Source organism: Klebsiella sp. X1-16S-Nf21 (assembly GCF_002837615.1).
Classification (GTDB): domain Bacteria; phylum Pseudomonadota; class Gammaproteobacteria; order Enterobacterales; family Enterobacteriaceae; genus Klebsiella; species Klebsiella variicola.
In genome coordinates, this window is the sequence record NZ_PJDK01000026.1 from 55,559 (window position 1) to 69,227 (window position 13,669).

Consider the following 13,669-nt stretch of genomic DNA (forward strand, 5'->3'; position numbering starts at 1 on the left):
GATATTTGAAATCATGTGAAAATACTAACCCTGAGACGGGGTATTTCCGGCAGGCAGTGCCTGCCGGAGGCGGCTTACAGGAAGGATTTGAACGGCAGGTCCGGCTCAATGGTAAAGCAGTCATCGAAGCCGCGCGGGTAGTGATATTCGAAATTGTCTTTATCCAGCGGCCAGGTAAATTTGCCGCCGACCTGCCAGATAAACGGCTTGAAGCCGTACTTCAGACGATCCTTTTTCATCTCCCACAGGACGCGGATCTCCTGCGGATCGGCCTGAAAGTTTGACCAGATATCATGGTGGAACGGGATCACCACTTTAGCGTTGAGCGACTCCGCCATACGCAGGATATCGGCGCTGGTCATTTTGTCGGTGATGCCGCGCGGGTTCTCGCCATACGAGCCGAGGGCGACGTCAATTTGATGCTCGTTGCCGTGCTTCGCGTAGTAGTTGGAGTAGTGGGAATCGCCGCTGTGGTAGAGATTGCCGCCCGGCGTTTTAAACAGATAGTTGACTGCGCGCTGGTCCATGCCGTCCGGCAGCACGCCGGCGGCTTTTTGATCTGCCGGGAGGGTGATCAGCGCTGTGCGATCGAACGCGTCGAGCGCGTGGATCTCAATGTCTTTGATCTTCACCACATCACCGGGCTTCATGACGATACAGCGCGCTTTCGGTACGCCCCAGCCGATCCACAGGTCGACACAGGTTTTCGGCCCAATAAAGGGCACATCGGCCGGGCAGTTCTGCATCACGGCGGCGGCGACGTTGACGTCAATATGATCGTTATGATCATGGGTCGCCAGTACGGCGTCAATCTGGCGAATGGCGAACGGATCGAGCACGAACGGCGTGGTGCGCAGGTTCGGCTGCAGTTTCTTCACCCCCGCCATCCGCTGCATTTGATGGCCGGTTTTCATCAGCGGATTGCCGTGGCTCTGTTTACCGGTGCCGCACCAGAAATCGACGCAGACGTTAGCCCCACCCTCGGATTTTAACCAGATGCCGGTACAGCCCAGCCACCACATGGCGAAGGTGCCTGGCGCAACCTGCTCTTGTTCAATCTCTTCATTCAGCCAGCTACCCCATTCCGGAAAAGTGTTCAGGATCCATGATTCTCGGGTGATGGTTTGGACTTTACTCATCGCGGTCTTCCTCATGCATTTTCAAAAGTGATCAGTATTTGATTGGTTTTGATTTATGTTGTCACTGTGTTTTCAAGATTGCAATCTCGTTTTCCTGCATTTTTGCGAGGCGTCGCGCATAATTTCCGGGCTCCATCCGCTCAAATTGACGTTAGATGTTGTTTTATCTATATGATTTAAAAATGTTTATTTGTGTGTCTACGTACATAATTGGTAATGACCAGAGTGAAAGTGAGGATTATTGCGGCGTACGTCACATTTAATCAAATTCAATCTTGTTGTGATTATTTTTGATTATTAGAGTGAGGGCGACGACAACTGCTGAGCGACATGCGCGTTCAAAGCCTTCCTCTTCTGGAGTGTGTTATGGAGATCCTCTACAACATCTTTACCGTCTTCTTTAATCAGGTCATGACCAATGCTCCGCTGCTGCTGGGTATCGTGACCTGCCTTGGCTATATCCTGTTGCGTAAAAGCGTCAGCGTGATTATCAAAGGTACGATCAAAACCATCATTGGTTTCATGCTGTTACAAGCCGGTTCCGGCATCCTCACCAGCACCTTTAAGCCGGTGGTGGCGAAAATGTCAGAGGTCTATGGCATCAATGGCGCGATTTCCGATACTTACGCCTCTATGATGGCGACCATCGACCGGATGGGCGAGGCCTACAGCTGGGTAGGGTATGCGGTGCTCCTGGCACTGGCGCTGAACATCTGTTACGTCCTGCTGCGCCGCATTACCGGTATCCGCACCATCATGCTGACTGGCCATATCATGTTTCAGCAGGCGGGGCTGATTGCGGTCTCGTTCTTCATCTTTGGTTACGGGATGTGGACGACCATTATCTGCACCGCGGTACTGGTCTCTCTGTACTGGGGGATCACCTCCAACATGATGTTCAAGCCGACTCAGCTGGTCACCGACGGCTGCGGCTTCTCCATCGGTCACCAGCAGCAGTTTGCCTCGTGGATTGCCTACAAAGTGGCGCCGTATCTGGGGAAAAAAGAGGAGAGCGTCGAAGACCTCAAGCTGCCTGGCTGGCTGAATATCTTCCACGACAACATCGTCTCTACCGCGATTGTGATGACCATTTTCTTTGGCGCGATCCTGCTTTCCTTCGGTATTGACGTGGTGCAGGCGATGGCGGGCAAAACCCACTGGACGGTCTATATCCTGCAGACCGGTTTCTCCTTCGCGGTGGCCATTTTCATCATTACCCAGGGCGTGCGGATGTTCGTCGCCGAACTGTCCGAAGCCTTCAACGGCATCTCGCAACGCCTGATCCCCGGCGCGGTGCTGGCGATTGACTGCGCCGCGATCTACAGCTTTGCGCCGAATGCGGTGGTGTGGGGCTTTATGTGGGGCACCATCGGCCAGCTGATTGCCGTCGGCATTCTGGTCGGCATCGGCTCTTCAATTCTGATTATTCCAGGCTTTATCCCGATGTTCTTCTCCAACGCGACGATTGGCGTTTTTGCCAACCATTTCGGCGGCTGGCGTGCTGCGCTCAAGATCTGCCTGGTGATGGGCATGGTTGAAATTTTCGGCTGCGTATGGGCGGTTAAGCTCACCGGTATGAGCGCCTGGATGGGGATGGCGGATTGGTCGATTCTGGCGCCGCCGATGATGCAGGGCTTCGCCTCCATCGGGCTGGCGTTTATGGCCGTCATCATCCTGATTGCACTGGCTTATATGTTCTTCGCCGGCCGCGCTCTGCGTGCCGAGGAAGACGCGGAAAAACAACTGGCAGAGGCCTCTGCCCAATAAGGAGTTCTGATTATGACCGTACGTATTCTGGCTGTGTGTGGCAACGGGCAAGGCAGTTCCATGATCATGAAAATGAAGGTGGATCAGTTCCTGACGCAATCCAACATCGACCACACGGTAAACAGCTGCGCGGTAGGTGAATACAAAAGCGAACTGAACGGCGCGGATATCATCATCGCTTCAACCCATATCGCGGGGGAGATTACCGTCTCCGGCAATAAACACGTGGTGGGCGTACGCAATATGCTGTCGCCGGCGGATTTCGGCCCAAAACTGCTGGAGGTGATTAAAGCTCATTTCCCGCAGGACGTGAAATAAGGAGCGGCTATGAAACTCCATGAATCACTGGCGCAGAATCACTCCATTCGCCTGCAGGCGGAAGCGGAAACCTGGCAGGAGGCGGTGAAAATCGGCGTCGATCTGCTGGTGGCCACCGACGTGGTGGAGCCGCGCTACTACCAGGCAATCCTCGACGGCGTCGCGCAGCACGGCCCCTATTTTGTGATCGCTCCGGGATTAGCCATGCCGCACGGGCGGCCGGAAGAGGGCGTCAAAAAAACCGGCTTTGCGCTGGTCACGCTAAAGAAACCGCTGATTTTCAACCACGAAGATAACGACCCGGTCGACATTCTGATCACCATGGCGGCGGTTGACGCCACCACCCACCAGGAGGTGGGCATCATGCAGATCGTTAACCTGTTTGACGATGAAGCCAATTTCGACCGTTTACGCGCCTGCCGTAGCGAGCAGGAAGTGCTGGATTTAATCAAAAACGCCACCGCGGCGGCTGTTTAAAAGGAACACCATCATGTCATTACCTATGTTACAGGTCGCTCTGGACAACCAAACGCTGGCCAGTGCCTATGAAACGACCCGCCTGATCGCCGAAGAGGTGGATATCATTGAAGTCGGTACTATTCTTTGCGTCGGCGAAGGGGTGCGTGCGGTGCGCGATCTGAAGGCGCTGTATCCGCATAAAATCGTGCTGGCGGACGCCAAAATTGCCGACGCCGGCAAGATCCTGTCGCGGATGTGCTTTGAAGCCAACGCCGACTGGGTCACGGTGATCTGCTGTGCCGATATCAATACCGCCAAAGGGGCGCTGGACGTCGCCAAAGAATTTAACGGCGATGTGCAAATTGAGCTGACCGGCTTCTGGACCTGGGAACAGGCGCAGGCATGGCGCGAGGCGGGTATTCAGCAGGTGGTCTATCACCGCAGCCGCGACGCACAGGCGGCAGGCGTGGCGTGGAGCGAGGCGGATATCAGCGCGATTAAACGTTTGTCCGATATGGGCTTCAAAGTGACTGTCACCGGCGGTCTGGCGCTGGAAGACCTGCCGCTGTTCGCGGGTATCCCTATTCACGTCTTTATTGCCGGGCGCAGCATCCGCGATGCCGCCTCGCCGGTGGAAGCGGCGCGCCAGTTTAAACGCTCTATCGCCCAGCTGTGGGGTTAAGGAGCGGTTATGTTGGCGAAATCCATTCCGCTCGGCATCTATGAAAAAGCGCTCCCCGCCGGGGAGTGCTGGCTGGAGCGGCTGCAGCTGGCGAAGGCGCTGGGCTTTGATTTTGTGGAAATGTCTCTCGATGAAACGGACGTGCGCCTTGCGCGACTGGACTGGAGCCCCGAGCAGCGTCTGGCGCTGGTCAAGGCGGTGGCTGACACCGGCGTCCGGGTACCATCGATGTGCCTTAGCGCCCATCGCCGTTTTCCGCTGGGTAGTGAAGACGACGCGGTGCGTCATCAGGGGCTGGAAATTATGCGTAAAGCCATCCAGCTGGCGCAGGATGTGGGGATCCGGGTGATCCAGCTGGCAGGCTACGACGTCTATTACCAGCAGGCGAACGATGAGACGCGCCGCCGCTTTCGCGACGGCCTGAAACAGAGCGTCGAAATGGCCAGCCGTGCCCAGGTCACGCTGGCGATGGAGATCATGGATTACCCGCTGATGAACTCGATCAGTAAGGCCTTAGGCTACGCCCATTACCTGAATAATCCGTGGTTCCAGCTTTACCCTGATATCGGCAATCTGTCAGCGTGGGATAACGACGTCCAGATGGAACTGAAGGCGGGGAGCGGGCATATCGTGGCGGTACACGTCAAAGACACGAAACCTGGCGTCTTTAAAAACGTGCCGTTTGGCGAAGGGGTGGTCGATTTTGAACGCTGCTTCGAAACGCTCAAGCAGACCGGCTACTGCGGACCGTATCTGATTGAGATGTGGAGCGAAACCAGCGCTGATCCGCTGGCGGAGGTGGCGAAGGCACGTGACTGGGTGAAGGCGCGGATGGCCCGCGCGGGCCTGATGGAGGCGGCGTAATGCAACAACTGAAACAGCAGGTGTTCGAGGCCAATATGGATCTGCCGCGCTACGGTCTGGTGACCTTCACCTGGGGCAATGTCAGCGCCATTGACCGGCAGCGCGGGCTGGTGGCGATCAAGCCCAGCGGCGTCGCCTATGAGACCATGAAGGCGGACGATATGGTTGTCGTGGATCTTGAGGGCAACGTGGTGGAAGGGCTGTATCGCCCCTCCTCTGATACCGCCACCCATCTGGCGCTCTATCGTCGTTATCCCGACCTTGGCGGAGTGGTGCATACCCACTCGACGCATGCCACCGCCTGGGCGCAGGCGGGGCTGGCGATCCCGGCGCTTGGCACCACCCATGCGGACTACTTCTTCGGTGATATCCCCTGTACCCGGGCGCTTAGCGCACAGGAGGTGGACGAGGCTTACGAGCTGAACACCGGGCAGGTGATTATCGAAACGCTGGGCGCGTCGAATCCGCTGCATACGCCTGGGATCGTCGTCTATCAGCACGGGCCGTTTGCCTGGGGCAAAGACGCCCACGAGGCGGTACACAACGCGGTGGTAATGGAAGAAGTGGCGCGCATGGCGTGGATTGCCCGCGGGATTAATCCGCAGTTGCAGCCCATCGATAGCTGGCTGATGAATAAGCATTTTCAGCGTAAGCATGGGCCAAACGCCTACTATGGGCAAAAGTAGATAGCGCGCTCCGGGGCTTTCACCCCTCACGGTGAAGCAACTGGTCTGGCCCCGGAGCCTTTTTTTTAGCCCTGACGATAGGCCGACGGCATCACGCGCATGCCGATGAGCGTGACCATACAAATTATCGCGCCGGCGTAAAACGTCGAGGCGGCGCCGAAGGTTTCCCACAGTACCCCTGCGCCGGTACTGGCCAGCAGCAGCGCCAGGCCGCTCATCAGGTTGAACATACCGAATGCCGTACCGCGTAGTTCCGGCGGCGCGGTATGCGCAACCATCGCTGCCAGCAGGCCCTGGGTCATTCCCATATGAATCCCCCACAGCGCGACGCCGAGCAGCAGCGTACTCCAGTGGCCGCTGAGCGCCAGCACAATATCGGCGAGGATCAGCACCAGCAGTCCCCACTGCAGCAGTTTGCTGTGACTCATGCTGTCTGAGAGTTTACCGAACGGGTAGGCCGTGAGGCTGTAGACCAGGTTCATCGCCACCATGACCAGCGGGATGGTAAACAGCGGGATATCCATCTGCTGGGCGCGCAGCACCAGAAAGGCCTCGCTGAAGCGGGCGAGGGTGAAGATGCTGCCGATGGCGACCACCCACCAGTAGGCGGCAGAGAGCTTTTGCAGATTTTCGCGCTTCAGCGGATTGCTGCGTTTATGGGCGATGGCGGATTTTGGCTCCTGCAGGCCAAAACCCAGCAGGAGAATGGAGAGCACGGCGGGAATGACCGCCACCCAGAAAATGGCGTGGAAATCGTTGGCCCAGATAAACATCAGTAGCACCGCCAGCAGCGGACCGAGAAACGCGCCGACGGTATCCAGCGCCTGACGTAGCCCGTAGGCGGCGCCGCGGATCTCCGGCGGGGTGACGTCGGCAACCAGCGCATCGCGCGGCGCGCCGCGAATACCTTTGCCTACGCGGTCAATCATGCGGGCGCTAAACACCACTCCGGCGGTGGGGGCGATGGCAAACAGCGGCTTACTGAGCGCGCCCAGGCCGTATCCCAGCAGCGCCAGTCCTTTGCGCTTGCCGACATAGTCGCTGATTACGCCAGAGAAGACTTTCAGGATCAGGGCGGTGGCTTCCGCCAGTCCCTCGATAAGACCGATAATTATCACGCTGGCGCCGAGGGTGGTGGCCATAAACAGCGGTAAGAGGCTGTGGATCATCTCGGAGGAGACATCCATCAGCAGGCTGACGCCGCCGAGTACCCAAACGCCTTTGGGGATACGGCCTAAGGTGGCGAAACGCGGAACCATCAATCACTCCTGATTATCAAATGGCGAGTGGCTGATTAAATCAGGTTGCGATGGCGCTGATAAGTCGGTTTATAAAATAATTCTCAATTGCGTTTAGGTGAAAACCTCGCTTCGCCCCTCGCGAAGAGAGGCGAAGAGTCGGGCAGGCGTTAGCGGTATATCACCGCGCTGGCGCGAAGCGGGCCGTTGGTTTCGGGTTCGTGCATCAGGATAGGCTGAAAGTATTTCGCCCCCTGCGCATCGCTCATCTGGCTAAGGGCCTGCTCGGCCTCGTGCTCAGTGGCCATGTTATGATTGATATAGATAACGCCGAGGCTCTGCACGTCGTCCATGTTGCGGGCCTGACGTTCGGTGATTTGGATAGCTGCCAGCGCGTTGGCGCTGAAGAAAAGCGCAGCCATCATGGCGATGATTTTCAGTTTCATATACTACGCTCCTGACTGACAGTCCTGACGCTGACTCGGGGGCTCTCCTGTGGTCGTTTGGCTCTGATATAAGTGTAATCGCTGCGCGTTCGTCGCATGGCAACCTTTTCTGATGCAGTCGTTCAAAAAAATGCCGCTTCCTTTATTGGTTAATTTTAAATCACCCACTAAGCGCCACTTGGCGCTTAGTGCGAATTATTTGTGCAAATCCGCTTGTGTTCCTGGGGGGGCGCCATTAGAATGACGCGTCAATTTTTCAGCCGCCCTTTAACACGTTCCTTGCCTCCATGGGCCGCGGCTGACCCAGACAGGAGGCTGAATAATCCGTAAGGAGCAATTCGATGCGTCATTACGAAATCGTTTTTATGGTCCATCCTGACCAGAGCGAACAGGTTCCGGGCATGATCGAACGTTACACTGGTGCAATCACTGCAGCAGCAGGTACGATCCACCGTCTGGAAGACTGGGGCCGCCGTCAGCTGGCTTATCCGATCAACAAACTGCACAAAGCTCACTACGTTCTGCTGAACGTTGAAGCGCCGCAGGAAGCGATCGATGAGCTGGAAACTAACTTCCGCTTCAACGACGCCGTTATCCGCAGCATGGTAATGCGTACTAAGCACGCTGTTACCGAAGCATCTCCGATGGTTAAAGCGAAAGACGAGCGCCGTGAGCGTCGCGAAGATTTCGCCAACGAAACCGCAGATGATTCTGAAGCTGGGGATTCTGAAGAGTAATCCTGATGACCAACCGTCTGGAGCTGTCCGGCATTATTTGCAGGACTCCACTTCGTAAGGTCAGCCCGTCAGGAATTCCTCACTGCCAGTTTGTGCTTGAGCATCGTTCAGTGCAGGAGGAAGCCGGTTTTCACCGGCAGGCATGGTGTCAAATGCCCGTTATTATTAGCGGTCACGAAAACCAGGCCATTACTCACAGTATAACGGTCGGTAGCGCAGTAACCGTTCGAGGGTTCATCTCTTGCCATAAGGCAAAGAACGGCTTGAGCAAAATGGTTCTGCATGCCGAGCAGATTGAATTGATAGATTCTGGAGACTAGCCATATGGCACGTTATTTCCGTCGTCGCAAGTTCTGCCGTTTCACCGCGGAAGGCGTTCAAGAGATCGACTATAAAGATATCGCTACGCTGAAAAACTACATCACCGAAAGCGGTAAGATTGTCCCGAGCCGTATCACCGGTACCCGTGCAAAATACCAGCGTCAGCTGGCTCGCGCTATCAAACGCGCTCGCTACCTGTCCCTGCTGCCGTACACTGATCGTCATCAGTAATCGGTCACGGTCCATTAATACGACTTTGAGAGGATAAGGTAATGCAAGTTATTCTGCTTGATAAAGTAGCAAACCTGGGTAGCCTGGGTGATCAGGTTAACGTTAAAGCGGGCTATGCTCGTAACTTCCTGGTCCCGCAGGGTAAAGCTGTTCCTGCTACCAAGAAAAACGTTGAATTCTTCGAAGCACGTCGCGCTGAACTGGAAGCCAAACTGGCTGACGTTCTGTCAGCTGCTGAAGCTCGTGCTGCGCAGATCAACGCCCTGGAATCCGTAACCATCGCGTCCAAAGCTGGCGACGAAGGTAAACTGTTCGGTTCCATCGGTACTCGCGACATCGCTGACGCTGTTACTGCAGCAGGCGTTAAAGTTGCTAAGAGCGAAGTTCGCCTGCCGAACGGCGTTCTGCGTAACGTTGGCGAGCACGAAGTGGACTTCCAGGTTCACAGCGAAGTATTCGCTAAAGTTATCATCAACGTGGTTGCTGAGTAATCGGCCTCTGACGTTCTGGTAACAACAAATCGCCGGCCTTGTGCCGGCGTTTTGCTTTTTAGCGCCTTTCATTTTGCGGCGGCGTAACGCTTGCTGTCGTCTTCTCCGCTATCGCGCACGGACAAAGCTGCCGTTCGACTGGCGGGTAAACAGCACCTGCTGGCCGTTGCCGGTATCGATAGTGAGCCCGGTGACCACGCCGTTGGCGTTCTGCCGAATTTGCACCGTCTGTCCACTCTGCAAAGTGCTTAGTGGTTTGCCAGCGCCTTCAACCTGCGCCATGGCGTAAACGTCAGTGGCCGGCAGCCCATGATCGCGGAACAGCTGCGCCAGGGTTTTGCCTGACTCGATGCGATAGGTCCGCCACTGCTGCTCAATACCCGGCGCGGACTGCTGTGATGAGGATTGATAAGGCTGGGAGGCGGCGGGCTGCTGCGTCTGCGCCTGATCTGGCTGCTCATCCTGAATCGGTTCCGGGGCGACCGGGGCCATCTGATCGGCATCGCTTACGGTCGGGGTATTGGTGATCGGCGGCAGGGGAACGGCCTGATTGCCGCCAGCTTGCGGCTGGGACTGTGACTGCAGGTTCAGATTCGCTTCACGGCTGGTGGAGGCCGGGCTTTGGTTATCGTCGGCGGGGAGCAGAATACCGATAATGACTAACAGGAAGCCAGCGATGATACCCCGGCGGTGCATCGGAGGCAGCGGGTCCAGGAGGCGAAAATCATCCGGAGCGTGCCAGATTTTCGCCAGAATAGATGTCAGTTCAACGCGCCCGGGCATGGCTTTCCTCCTGCTCCGCATATTTTTATCCTGCCTATGAGTATAGATGGCTAACGTCCTGATGACCGGAACAAAGTAAAGTTAACCTGCTGCCACCTATTGTTTCTGTTTCGCTGAGATTTGTCATCATCCGCCGACAAAGTTTTACCCATTTCGCTATGGCTGTTATGCTTTCGCACGCTTTTCTCTTGATGTTTATCACCCAAAAAGGAACAACGATGGCAACCCCAACTTTTGACACTATCGAAGCGCAGGCAAGTTACGGTATCGGCTTGCAGGTTGGACAACAGCTGAGCGAATCCGGCCTGCAGGGGCTGCTGCCGGAAGCGCTGGTGGCGGGTATCGCCGATGCGCTGGAAGGTAACCAGCCGCAGGTGCCGGTGGAAGCCGTTCACCGCGCGCTGCGTGAAATCCACGAGCGCGCTGACGCCGTACGCCGCGAACGTTTCCAGGCCATGGCCGCCGACGGCCAGAAATACCTCGATGAAAACCGCGAGAAAGAGGGTGTGAATAGCACCGAATCTGGTCTGCAGTTCCGCGTACTGACCCAGGGCGAAGGCCCGATCCCGGCACGTACCGACCGCGTACGCGTGCACTACACCGGCAAACTGATCGACGGCACCGTCTTCGACAGCTCCGTCGCCCGTGGTGAGCCAGCTGAATTCCCGGTGACCGGCGTGATCGGCGGCTGGATTGAAGCGCTGACCCTGATGCCGGTCGGTTCTAAATGGGAACTGACGATCCCGCACAACCTGGCCTACGGCGAACGCGGCGCTGGCGCGTCGATTCCTCCGTTCAGCACCCTGATCTTCGAAGTTGAACTGCTGGATATTATCTAAACAGCAGAGGCTTCCTCTTCCCCTGAGGTGGGGGAAGCCGCAAAAATAGCGTAAAATCCTTAAGTTAAAAATTAATTAGAATTATGTTTTGCATTCATCGCGTATGGGTGTATTTTTGTGAGCTATTTCGCGGTGGATGAGTGATATAACACTCACTTTAAACATAAAATTAACATTATATCTAAATCATAGTATTCATCCCTCCGATTCTTACCTAATATCGACTAGCCCTTGCTGGGGTTAATGACAGACGACGGGCCATCAGAGCCTGAACAACACAGACAGGTACAACAGGAAGAAATCACATGGTAGATCAGGTTAAAGTCGCTGCTATTGAGCAGGAGCCGACTGAACAATCGCTACGGCGAAATCTCACAAACCGACATATTCAGCTGATTGCGATTGGCGGGGCGATCGGCACTGGGTTATTTATGGGTTCTGGCAAAACTATCAGCCTTGCCGGGCCATCTATTATTTTTGTTTATATGATTATCGGTTTTATGCTGTTTTTCGTTATGCGAGCCATGGGCGAATTACTGCTGTCGAACCTCGAATATAAATCCTTCAGCGATTTTGCGGCCGATCTGCTGGGGCCGTGGGCGGGCTACTTTACCGGCTGGACCTATTGGTTCTGTTGGGTCGTCACCGGAATGGCGGACGTAGTGGCGATCACCGCCTACGCGCAGTTCTGGTTTCCCGGACTCTCCGACTGGGTCGCCTCGCTGGCGGTGATCCTGCTGCTGCTGGGCCTGAACCTGGCCACCGTCAAAATGTTTGGCGAAATGGAGTTCTGGTTCGCGATGATCAAAATCGTCGCCATCGTGGCGCTAATCGTCGTCGGCCTGGTGATGGTCATGATGCATTTCAAATCGCCGACCGGCGTCGAAGCCTCTTTCGCCCATCTGTGGAATGACGGCGGCTGGTTCCCGAAAGGGCTGAGCGGCTTCTTTGCCGGCTTCCAGATTGCGGTGTTCGCCTTCGTGGGGATCGAGCTGGTGGGGACCACCGCCGCCGAAACCAAAGACCCGGAGAAATCCCTGCCACGGGCGATTAACTCTATTCCGCTGCGTATCATTATGTTCTACGTCTTCGCGCTGATTGTGATTATGTCGGTGACGCCGTGGAGCTCCGTGGTGCCGAGCAAGAGCCCGTTCGTTGAGCTGTTCGTGCTGGTCGGCCTGCCGGCGGCGGCGAGCCTGATCAACTTTGTGGTGCTGACTTCCGCAGCCTCCTCGGCCAACAGCGGCGTGTTCTCTACCAGCCGTATGTTGTTCGGTCTGGCGCAGGATGGCCAGGCGCCGAAGATGTTCGCCAAGCTGTCGAAGCGTGCGGTGCCGGCGAAGGGTTTAACCTTCTCCTGCATGTGCCTGCTGGGCGGTGTGGTCATGCTGATGGTCAACCCGAGCGTGATTGCCGCGTTCACCATGATCACCACGGTGTCGGCGATCCTGTTTATGTTCGTCTGGACGATTATCCTCTGCTCTTATCTGGTCTACCGTAAAAAGCGCCCGCAGCTGCATGAGAAGTCCAAATACAAGATGCCGCTGGGCAAATTCATGTGCTGGGTGTGCATGGCCTTCTTCGTCTTCGTACTGGTGCTGTTGACCCTGGAAGATGATACCCGTGAAGCGCTGATGGTTACCCCGCTGTGGTTTGTTCTGCTGGGCGCGGGCTGGCTGTTTGCCGGCAAAAAACGTCTGGCGAAATAAAAAAGGCCACCCGGAGTGGCCAAATAAGACGGACAATGTCGAGGGCGCCTGCGGGCGCCTTTTTCTTTATTTTCCGGCAAGGGCGCGCGGGAACAGTACGTTATTTTCCAGACTGATGTGCTCCATCAGATCGTCAATCATCTCGTTGATACCGTTATACATCGCCTTCCAGGTGGTGCAGGCTTCCGGCGGCGGCGTCACGTTATGGGTGATGTGCTTAATGACCTCCGGCAGTTCACCCGCTTCATCGTGCTCGCTTTCCATTACGCTGATCGGCCCCCCGGCCTGGGTGCCCATCCCCTGTTTGATCATCGGGAACAGGATCTGCTCCTCTTTCATCATGTGGCTGGAGAGTTCCTGATGCAGCATGGTCAGGTATTTGGTCAGCCCTTTCGGCACGTTCGGTTTATCGGCATGCACACGTTCAACCTTGGTGGCCTGCAGGATCAGCTCCGGCAGCTGTTCGCGGTGCCGGTCGTGATAGCGGACGATGATATGGTCGATAATCTCCGGGAGGGGCGCCGCGCGCCAGTCGCGGGAGAGGGGCTGCTCGGCCAGTTTCGCCAGCTCGGCTTCAATCACCGCGACATCCAGCGCTTTCCGCGATGCAGCGCGCGCCAGGGTCTGTTTGCCACCGCAGCAGTAATCCATATCGTATTGACGGAACAGGGCGGAGGCGCGCGGGATGGTCAGCGCCAGCTCGCCTAAAGGTTGGTCACGGAAAGCCATAGCAGTTACCTCGTCATCAGGAATATAAGATGTATTTTAAATGCATCTTTGTGGCGAGGGAATACCCCTTAAGGAGGCCTGGCTACTTTTTTTCGTCCGTCAGCGGCTGCAGCATCGGTTTTTCCGGTCTGGCGCGTACGGCGGAGACCACGCCGAGCACCAGCAACAGGATCCCGCTCAGGGTCAGCAGCGGCGGTAAACTTTGCCGCAGCAGGAAGGTATACAGCAGC

Annotated in this window: 17 protein-coding genes and 1 pseudogene; 12 read left to right on the top strand and 6 right to left on the bottom strand. The window is 56.2% G+C overall.

Features of this window, described 5'->3' with window-relative positions; translation table 11 throughout:
* Window positions 1-74: 74 nt before the first annotated feature.
* Window positions 75-1,139 (bottom strand): L-ascorbate 6-phosphate lactonase, encoded by a 1,065-nt coding sequence (ulaG, locus tag CW267_RS13930; protein WP_008807182.1) that lies wholly within the window; start codon window positions 1,137-1,139, stop codon window positions 75-77.
* A gap of 366 nt (window positions 1,140-1,505) precedes the next feature.
* On the opposite strand from ulaG, the gene ulaA reads away from it, so the two are divergent.
* The 6 genes from ulaA to CW267_RS13960 are packed head-to-tail and all read left to right on the top strand — an operon-like array spanning window position 1,506 to window position 5,915.
* Window positions 1,506-2,906 carry a PTS ascorbate transporter subunit IIC gene (gene ulaA / locus CW267_RS13935; protein ID WP_012543107.1) on the top strand — a complete coding sequence of 467 codons (1,401 nt, stop codon included), beginning with the start codon at window positions 1,506-1,508 and terminating at the stop codon, window positions 2,904-2,906.
* A gap of 12 nt (window positions 2,907-2,918) precedes the next feature.
* The gene (gene ulaB / locus CW267_RS13940) at window positions 2,919-3,224 is read left to right on the top strand and encodes a PTS ascorbate transporter subunit IIB (protein WP_002885682.1); all 306 of its coding nucleotides are present in this window, start codon (window positions 2,919-2,921) and stop codon (window positions 3,222-3,224) included.
* 9 nt (window positions 3,225-3,233) lie between these two features.
* Window positions 3,234-3,701 (top strand): PTS ascorbate transporter subunit IIA, encoded by a 468-nt coding sequence (ulaC, locus tag CW267_RS13945; protein WP_100781638.1) that lies wholly within the window; start codon window positions 3,234-3,236, stop codon window positions 3,699-3,701.
* 13 nt (window positions 3,702-3,714) lie between these two features.
* Window positions 3,715-4,365 carry a 3-keto-L-gulonate-6-phosphate decarboxylase UlaD gene (gene ulaD / locus CW267_RS13950; RefSeq protein WP_008807179.1) on the top strand — a complete coding sequence of 217 codons (651 nt, stop codon included), beginning with the start codon at window positions 3,715-3,717 and terminating at the stop codon, window positions 4,363-4,365.
* Window positions 4,366-4,374: 9 nt separating this feature from the next.
* The gene (locus CW267_RS13955) at window positions 4,375-5,229 is read left to right on the top strand and encodes an L-ribulose-5-phosphate 3-epimerase (RefSeq protein WP_008807178.1); all 855 of its coding nucleotides are present in this window, start codon (window positions 4,375-4,377) and stop codon (window positions 5,227-5,229) included.
* Entirely contained in the window at window positions 5,229-5,915 is a 687-nt protein-coding gene (locus tag CW267_RS13960; RefSeq protein ID WP_012969108.1) for an L-ribulose-5-phosphate 4-epimerase, read from the top strand. The genes CW267_RS13955 and CW267_RS13960 overlap by 1 nt, the downstream gene beginning before the upstream one ends.
* A 65-nt stretch (window positions 5,916-5,980) precedes the next feature.
* On the opposite strand, the gene CW267_RS13965 is transcribed toward CW267_RS13960, so the two are convergent.
* Window positions 5,981-7,174, bottom strand: a complete 1,194-nt coding sequence (locus tag CW267_RS13965; protein WP_023296925.1) for an MFS transporter — start codon at window positions 7,172-7,174, stop codon at window positions 5,981-5,983.
* A gap of 149 nt (window positions 7,175-7,323) precedes the next feature.
* Window positions 7,324-7,599: a DUF1471 domain-containing protein gene (locus CW267_RS13970; protein ID WP_002885689.1), complete on the bottom strand. Its 276-nt coding sequence runs from the start codon at window positions 7,597-7,599 to the stop codon at window positions 7,324-7,326.
* A 341-nt stretch (window positions 7,600-7,940) separates the two neighbouring features.
* On the opposite strand from CW267_RS13970, the gene rpsF reads away from it, so the two are divergent.
* Genes rpsF through rplI form a run of 4 tightly spaced genes read left to right on the top strand, consistent with a single transcriptional unit; the run spans window position 7,941 to window position 9,379 of the window.
* A complete protein-coding gene (rpsF, locus tag CW267_RS13975; protein WP_008807174.1) occupies window positions 7,941-8,336 on the top strand; it encodes a 30S ribosomal protein S6 in 396 nt (131 codons plus the stop codon).
* A gap of 5 nt (window positions 8,337-8,341) precedes the next feature.
* A complete protein-coding gene (gene priB / locus CW267_RS13980; RefSeq protein WP_002885722.1) occupies window positions 8,342-8,656 on the top strand; it encodes a primosomal replication protein N in 315 nt (104 codons plus the stop codon).
* 4 nt (window positions 8,657-8,660) lie between these two features.
* Window positions 8,661-8,888 (top strand): 30S ribosomal protein S18, encoded by a 228-nt coding sequence (rpsR, locus tag CW267_RS13985; protein WP_000135199.1) that lies wholly within the window; start codon window positions 8,661-8,663, stop codon window positions 8,886-8,888.
* A 41-nt stretch (window positions 8,889-8,929) separates the two neighbouring features.
* Window positions 8,930-9,379, top strand: coding sequence for a 50S ribosomal protein L9 (gene rplI, locus CW267_RS13990; RefSeq protein WP_008807173.1), 450 nt, complete (start codon window positions 8,930-8,932; stop codon window positions 9,377-9,379).
* Window positions 9,380-9,487: 108 nt separating this feature from the next.
* Here the strand turns inward: rplI and CW267_RS13995 are convergent, their stop codons facing one another.
* Window positions 9,488-10,162, bottom strand: coding sequence for a LysM-like peptidoglycan-binding domain-containing protein (locus CW267_RS13995; protein WP_023296926.1), 675 nt, complete (start codon window positions 10,160-10,162; stop codon window positions 9,488-9,490).
* Window positions 10,163-10,380: 218 nt separating this feature from the next.
* Here CW267_RS13995 and fklB point away from each other — a divergent pair, with 218 nt between their 5' ends.
* A complete protein-coding gene (gene fklB / locus CW267_RS14000; RefSeq protein WP_002886687.1) occupies window positions 10,381-11,001 on the top strand; it encodes an FKBP-type peptidyl-prolyl cis-trans isomerase in 621 nt (206 codons plus the stop codon).
* A gap of 305 nt (window positions 11,002-11,306) precedes the next feature.
* On the top strand, window positions 11,307-12,710 hold the full coding sequence (gene cycA, locus CW267_RS14005) for a D-serine/D-alanine/glycine transporter (protein WP_008807170.1): 1,404 nt from the start codon (window positions 11,307-11,309) through the stop codon (window positions 12,708-12,710).
* Between the two features lie 66 nt (window positions 12,711-12,776).
* Here cycA and ytfE read toward each other — a convergent pair whose 3' ends face one another.
* Together ytfE and CW267_RS14015 are read right to left on the bottom strand one after the other, a co-directional pair.
* Window positions 12,777-13,439: an iron-sulfur cluster repair protein YtfE gene (gene ytfE / locus CW267_RS14010; RefSeq protein WP_100781637.1), complete on the bottom strand. Its 663-nt coding sequence runs from the start codon at window positions 13,437-13,439 to the stop codon at window positions 12,777-12,779.
* Between the two features lie 82 nt (window positions 13,440-13,521).
* A pseudogene (locus tag CW267_RS14015) lies at window positions 13,522-13,669 on the bottom strand (EamA/RhaT family transporter); the annotation flags it as partial.

Coding starts and splice junctions, on each gene's coding strand:
- ulaG (WP_008807182.1), bottom strand. CDS start 1,139: ATGAGTAAAGTCCAAACCATCACCCGAGAATCATGGATCCTGAACACT.
- ulaA (WP_012543107.1), top strand. CDS start 1,506: ATGGAGATCCTCTACAACATCTTTACCGTCTTCTTTAATCAGGTCATG.
- ulaB (WP_002885682.1), top strand. CDS start 2,919: ATGACCGTACGTATTCTGGCTGTGTGTGGCAACGGGCAAGGCAGTTCC.
- ulaC (WP_100781638.1), top strand. CDS start 3,234: ATGAAACTCCATGAATCACTGGCGCAGAATCACTCCATTCGCCTGCAG.
- ulaD (WP_008807179.1), top strand. CDS start 3,715: ATGTCATTACCTATGTTACAGGTCGCTCTGGACAACCAAACGCTGGCC.
- CW267_RS13955 (WP_008807178.1), top strand. CDS start 4,375: ATGTTGGCGAAATCCATTCCGCTCGGCATCTATGAAAAAGCGCTCCCC.
- CW267_RS13960 (WP_012969108.1), top strand. CDS start 5,229: ATGCAACAACTGAAACAGCAGGTGTTCGAGGCCAATATGGATCTGCCG.
- CW267_RS13965 (WP_023296925.1), bottom strand. CDS start 7,174: ATGGTTCCGCGTTTCGCCACCTTAGGCCGTATCCCCAAAGGCGTTTGG.
- CW267_RS13970 (WP_002885689.1), bottom strand. CDS start 7,599: ATGAAACTGAAAATCATCGCCATGATGGCTGCGCTTTTCTTCAGCGCC.
- rpsF (WP_008807174.1), top strand. CDS start 7,941: ATGCGTCATTACGAAATCGTTTTTATGGTCCATCCTGACCAGAGCGAA.
- priB (WP_002885722.1), top strand. CDS start 8,342: ATGACCAACCGTCTGGAGCTGTCCGGCATTATTTGCAGGACTCCACTT.
- rpsR (WP_000135199.1), top strand. CDS start 8,661: ATGGCACGTTATTTCCGTCGTCGCAAGTTCTGCCGTTTCACCGCGGAA.
- rplI (WP_008807173.1), top strand. CDS start 8,930: ATGCAAGTTATTCTGCTTGATAAAGTAGCAAACCTGGGTAGCCTGGGT.
- CW267_RS13995 (WP_023296926.1), bottom strand. CDS start 10,162: ATGCCCGGGCGCGTTGAACTGACATCTATTCTGGCGAAAATCTGGCAC.
- fklB (WP_002886687.1), top strand. CDS start 10,381: ATGGCAACCCCAACTTTTGACACTATCGAAGCGCAGGCAAGTTACGGT.
- cycA (WP_008807170.1), top strand. CDS start 11,307: ATGGTAGATCAGGTTAAAGTCGCTGCTATTGAGCAGGAGCCGACTGAA.
- ytfE (WP_100781637.1), bottom strand. CDS start 13,439: ATGGCTTTCCGTGACCAACCTTTAGGCGAGCTGGCGCTGACCATCCCG.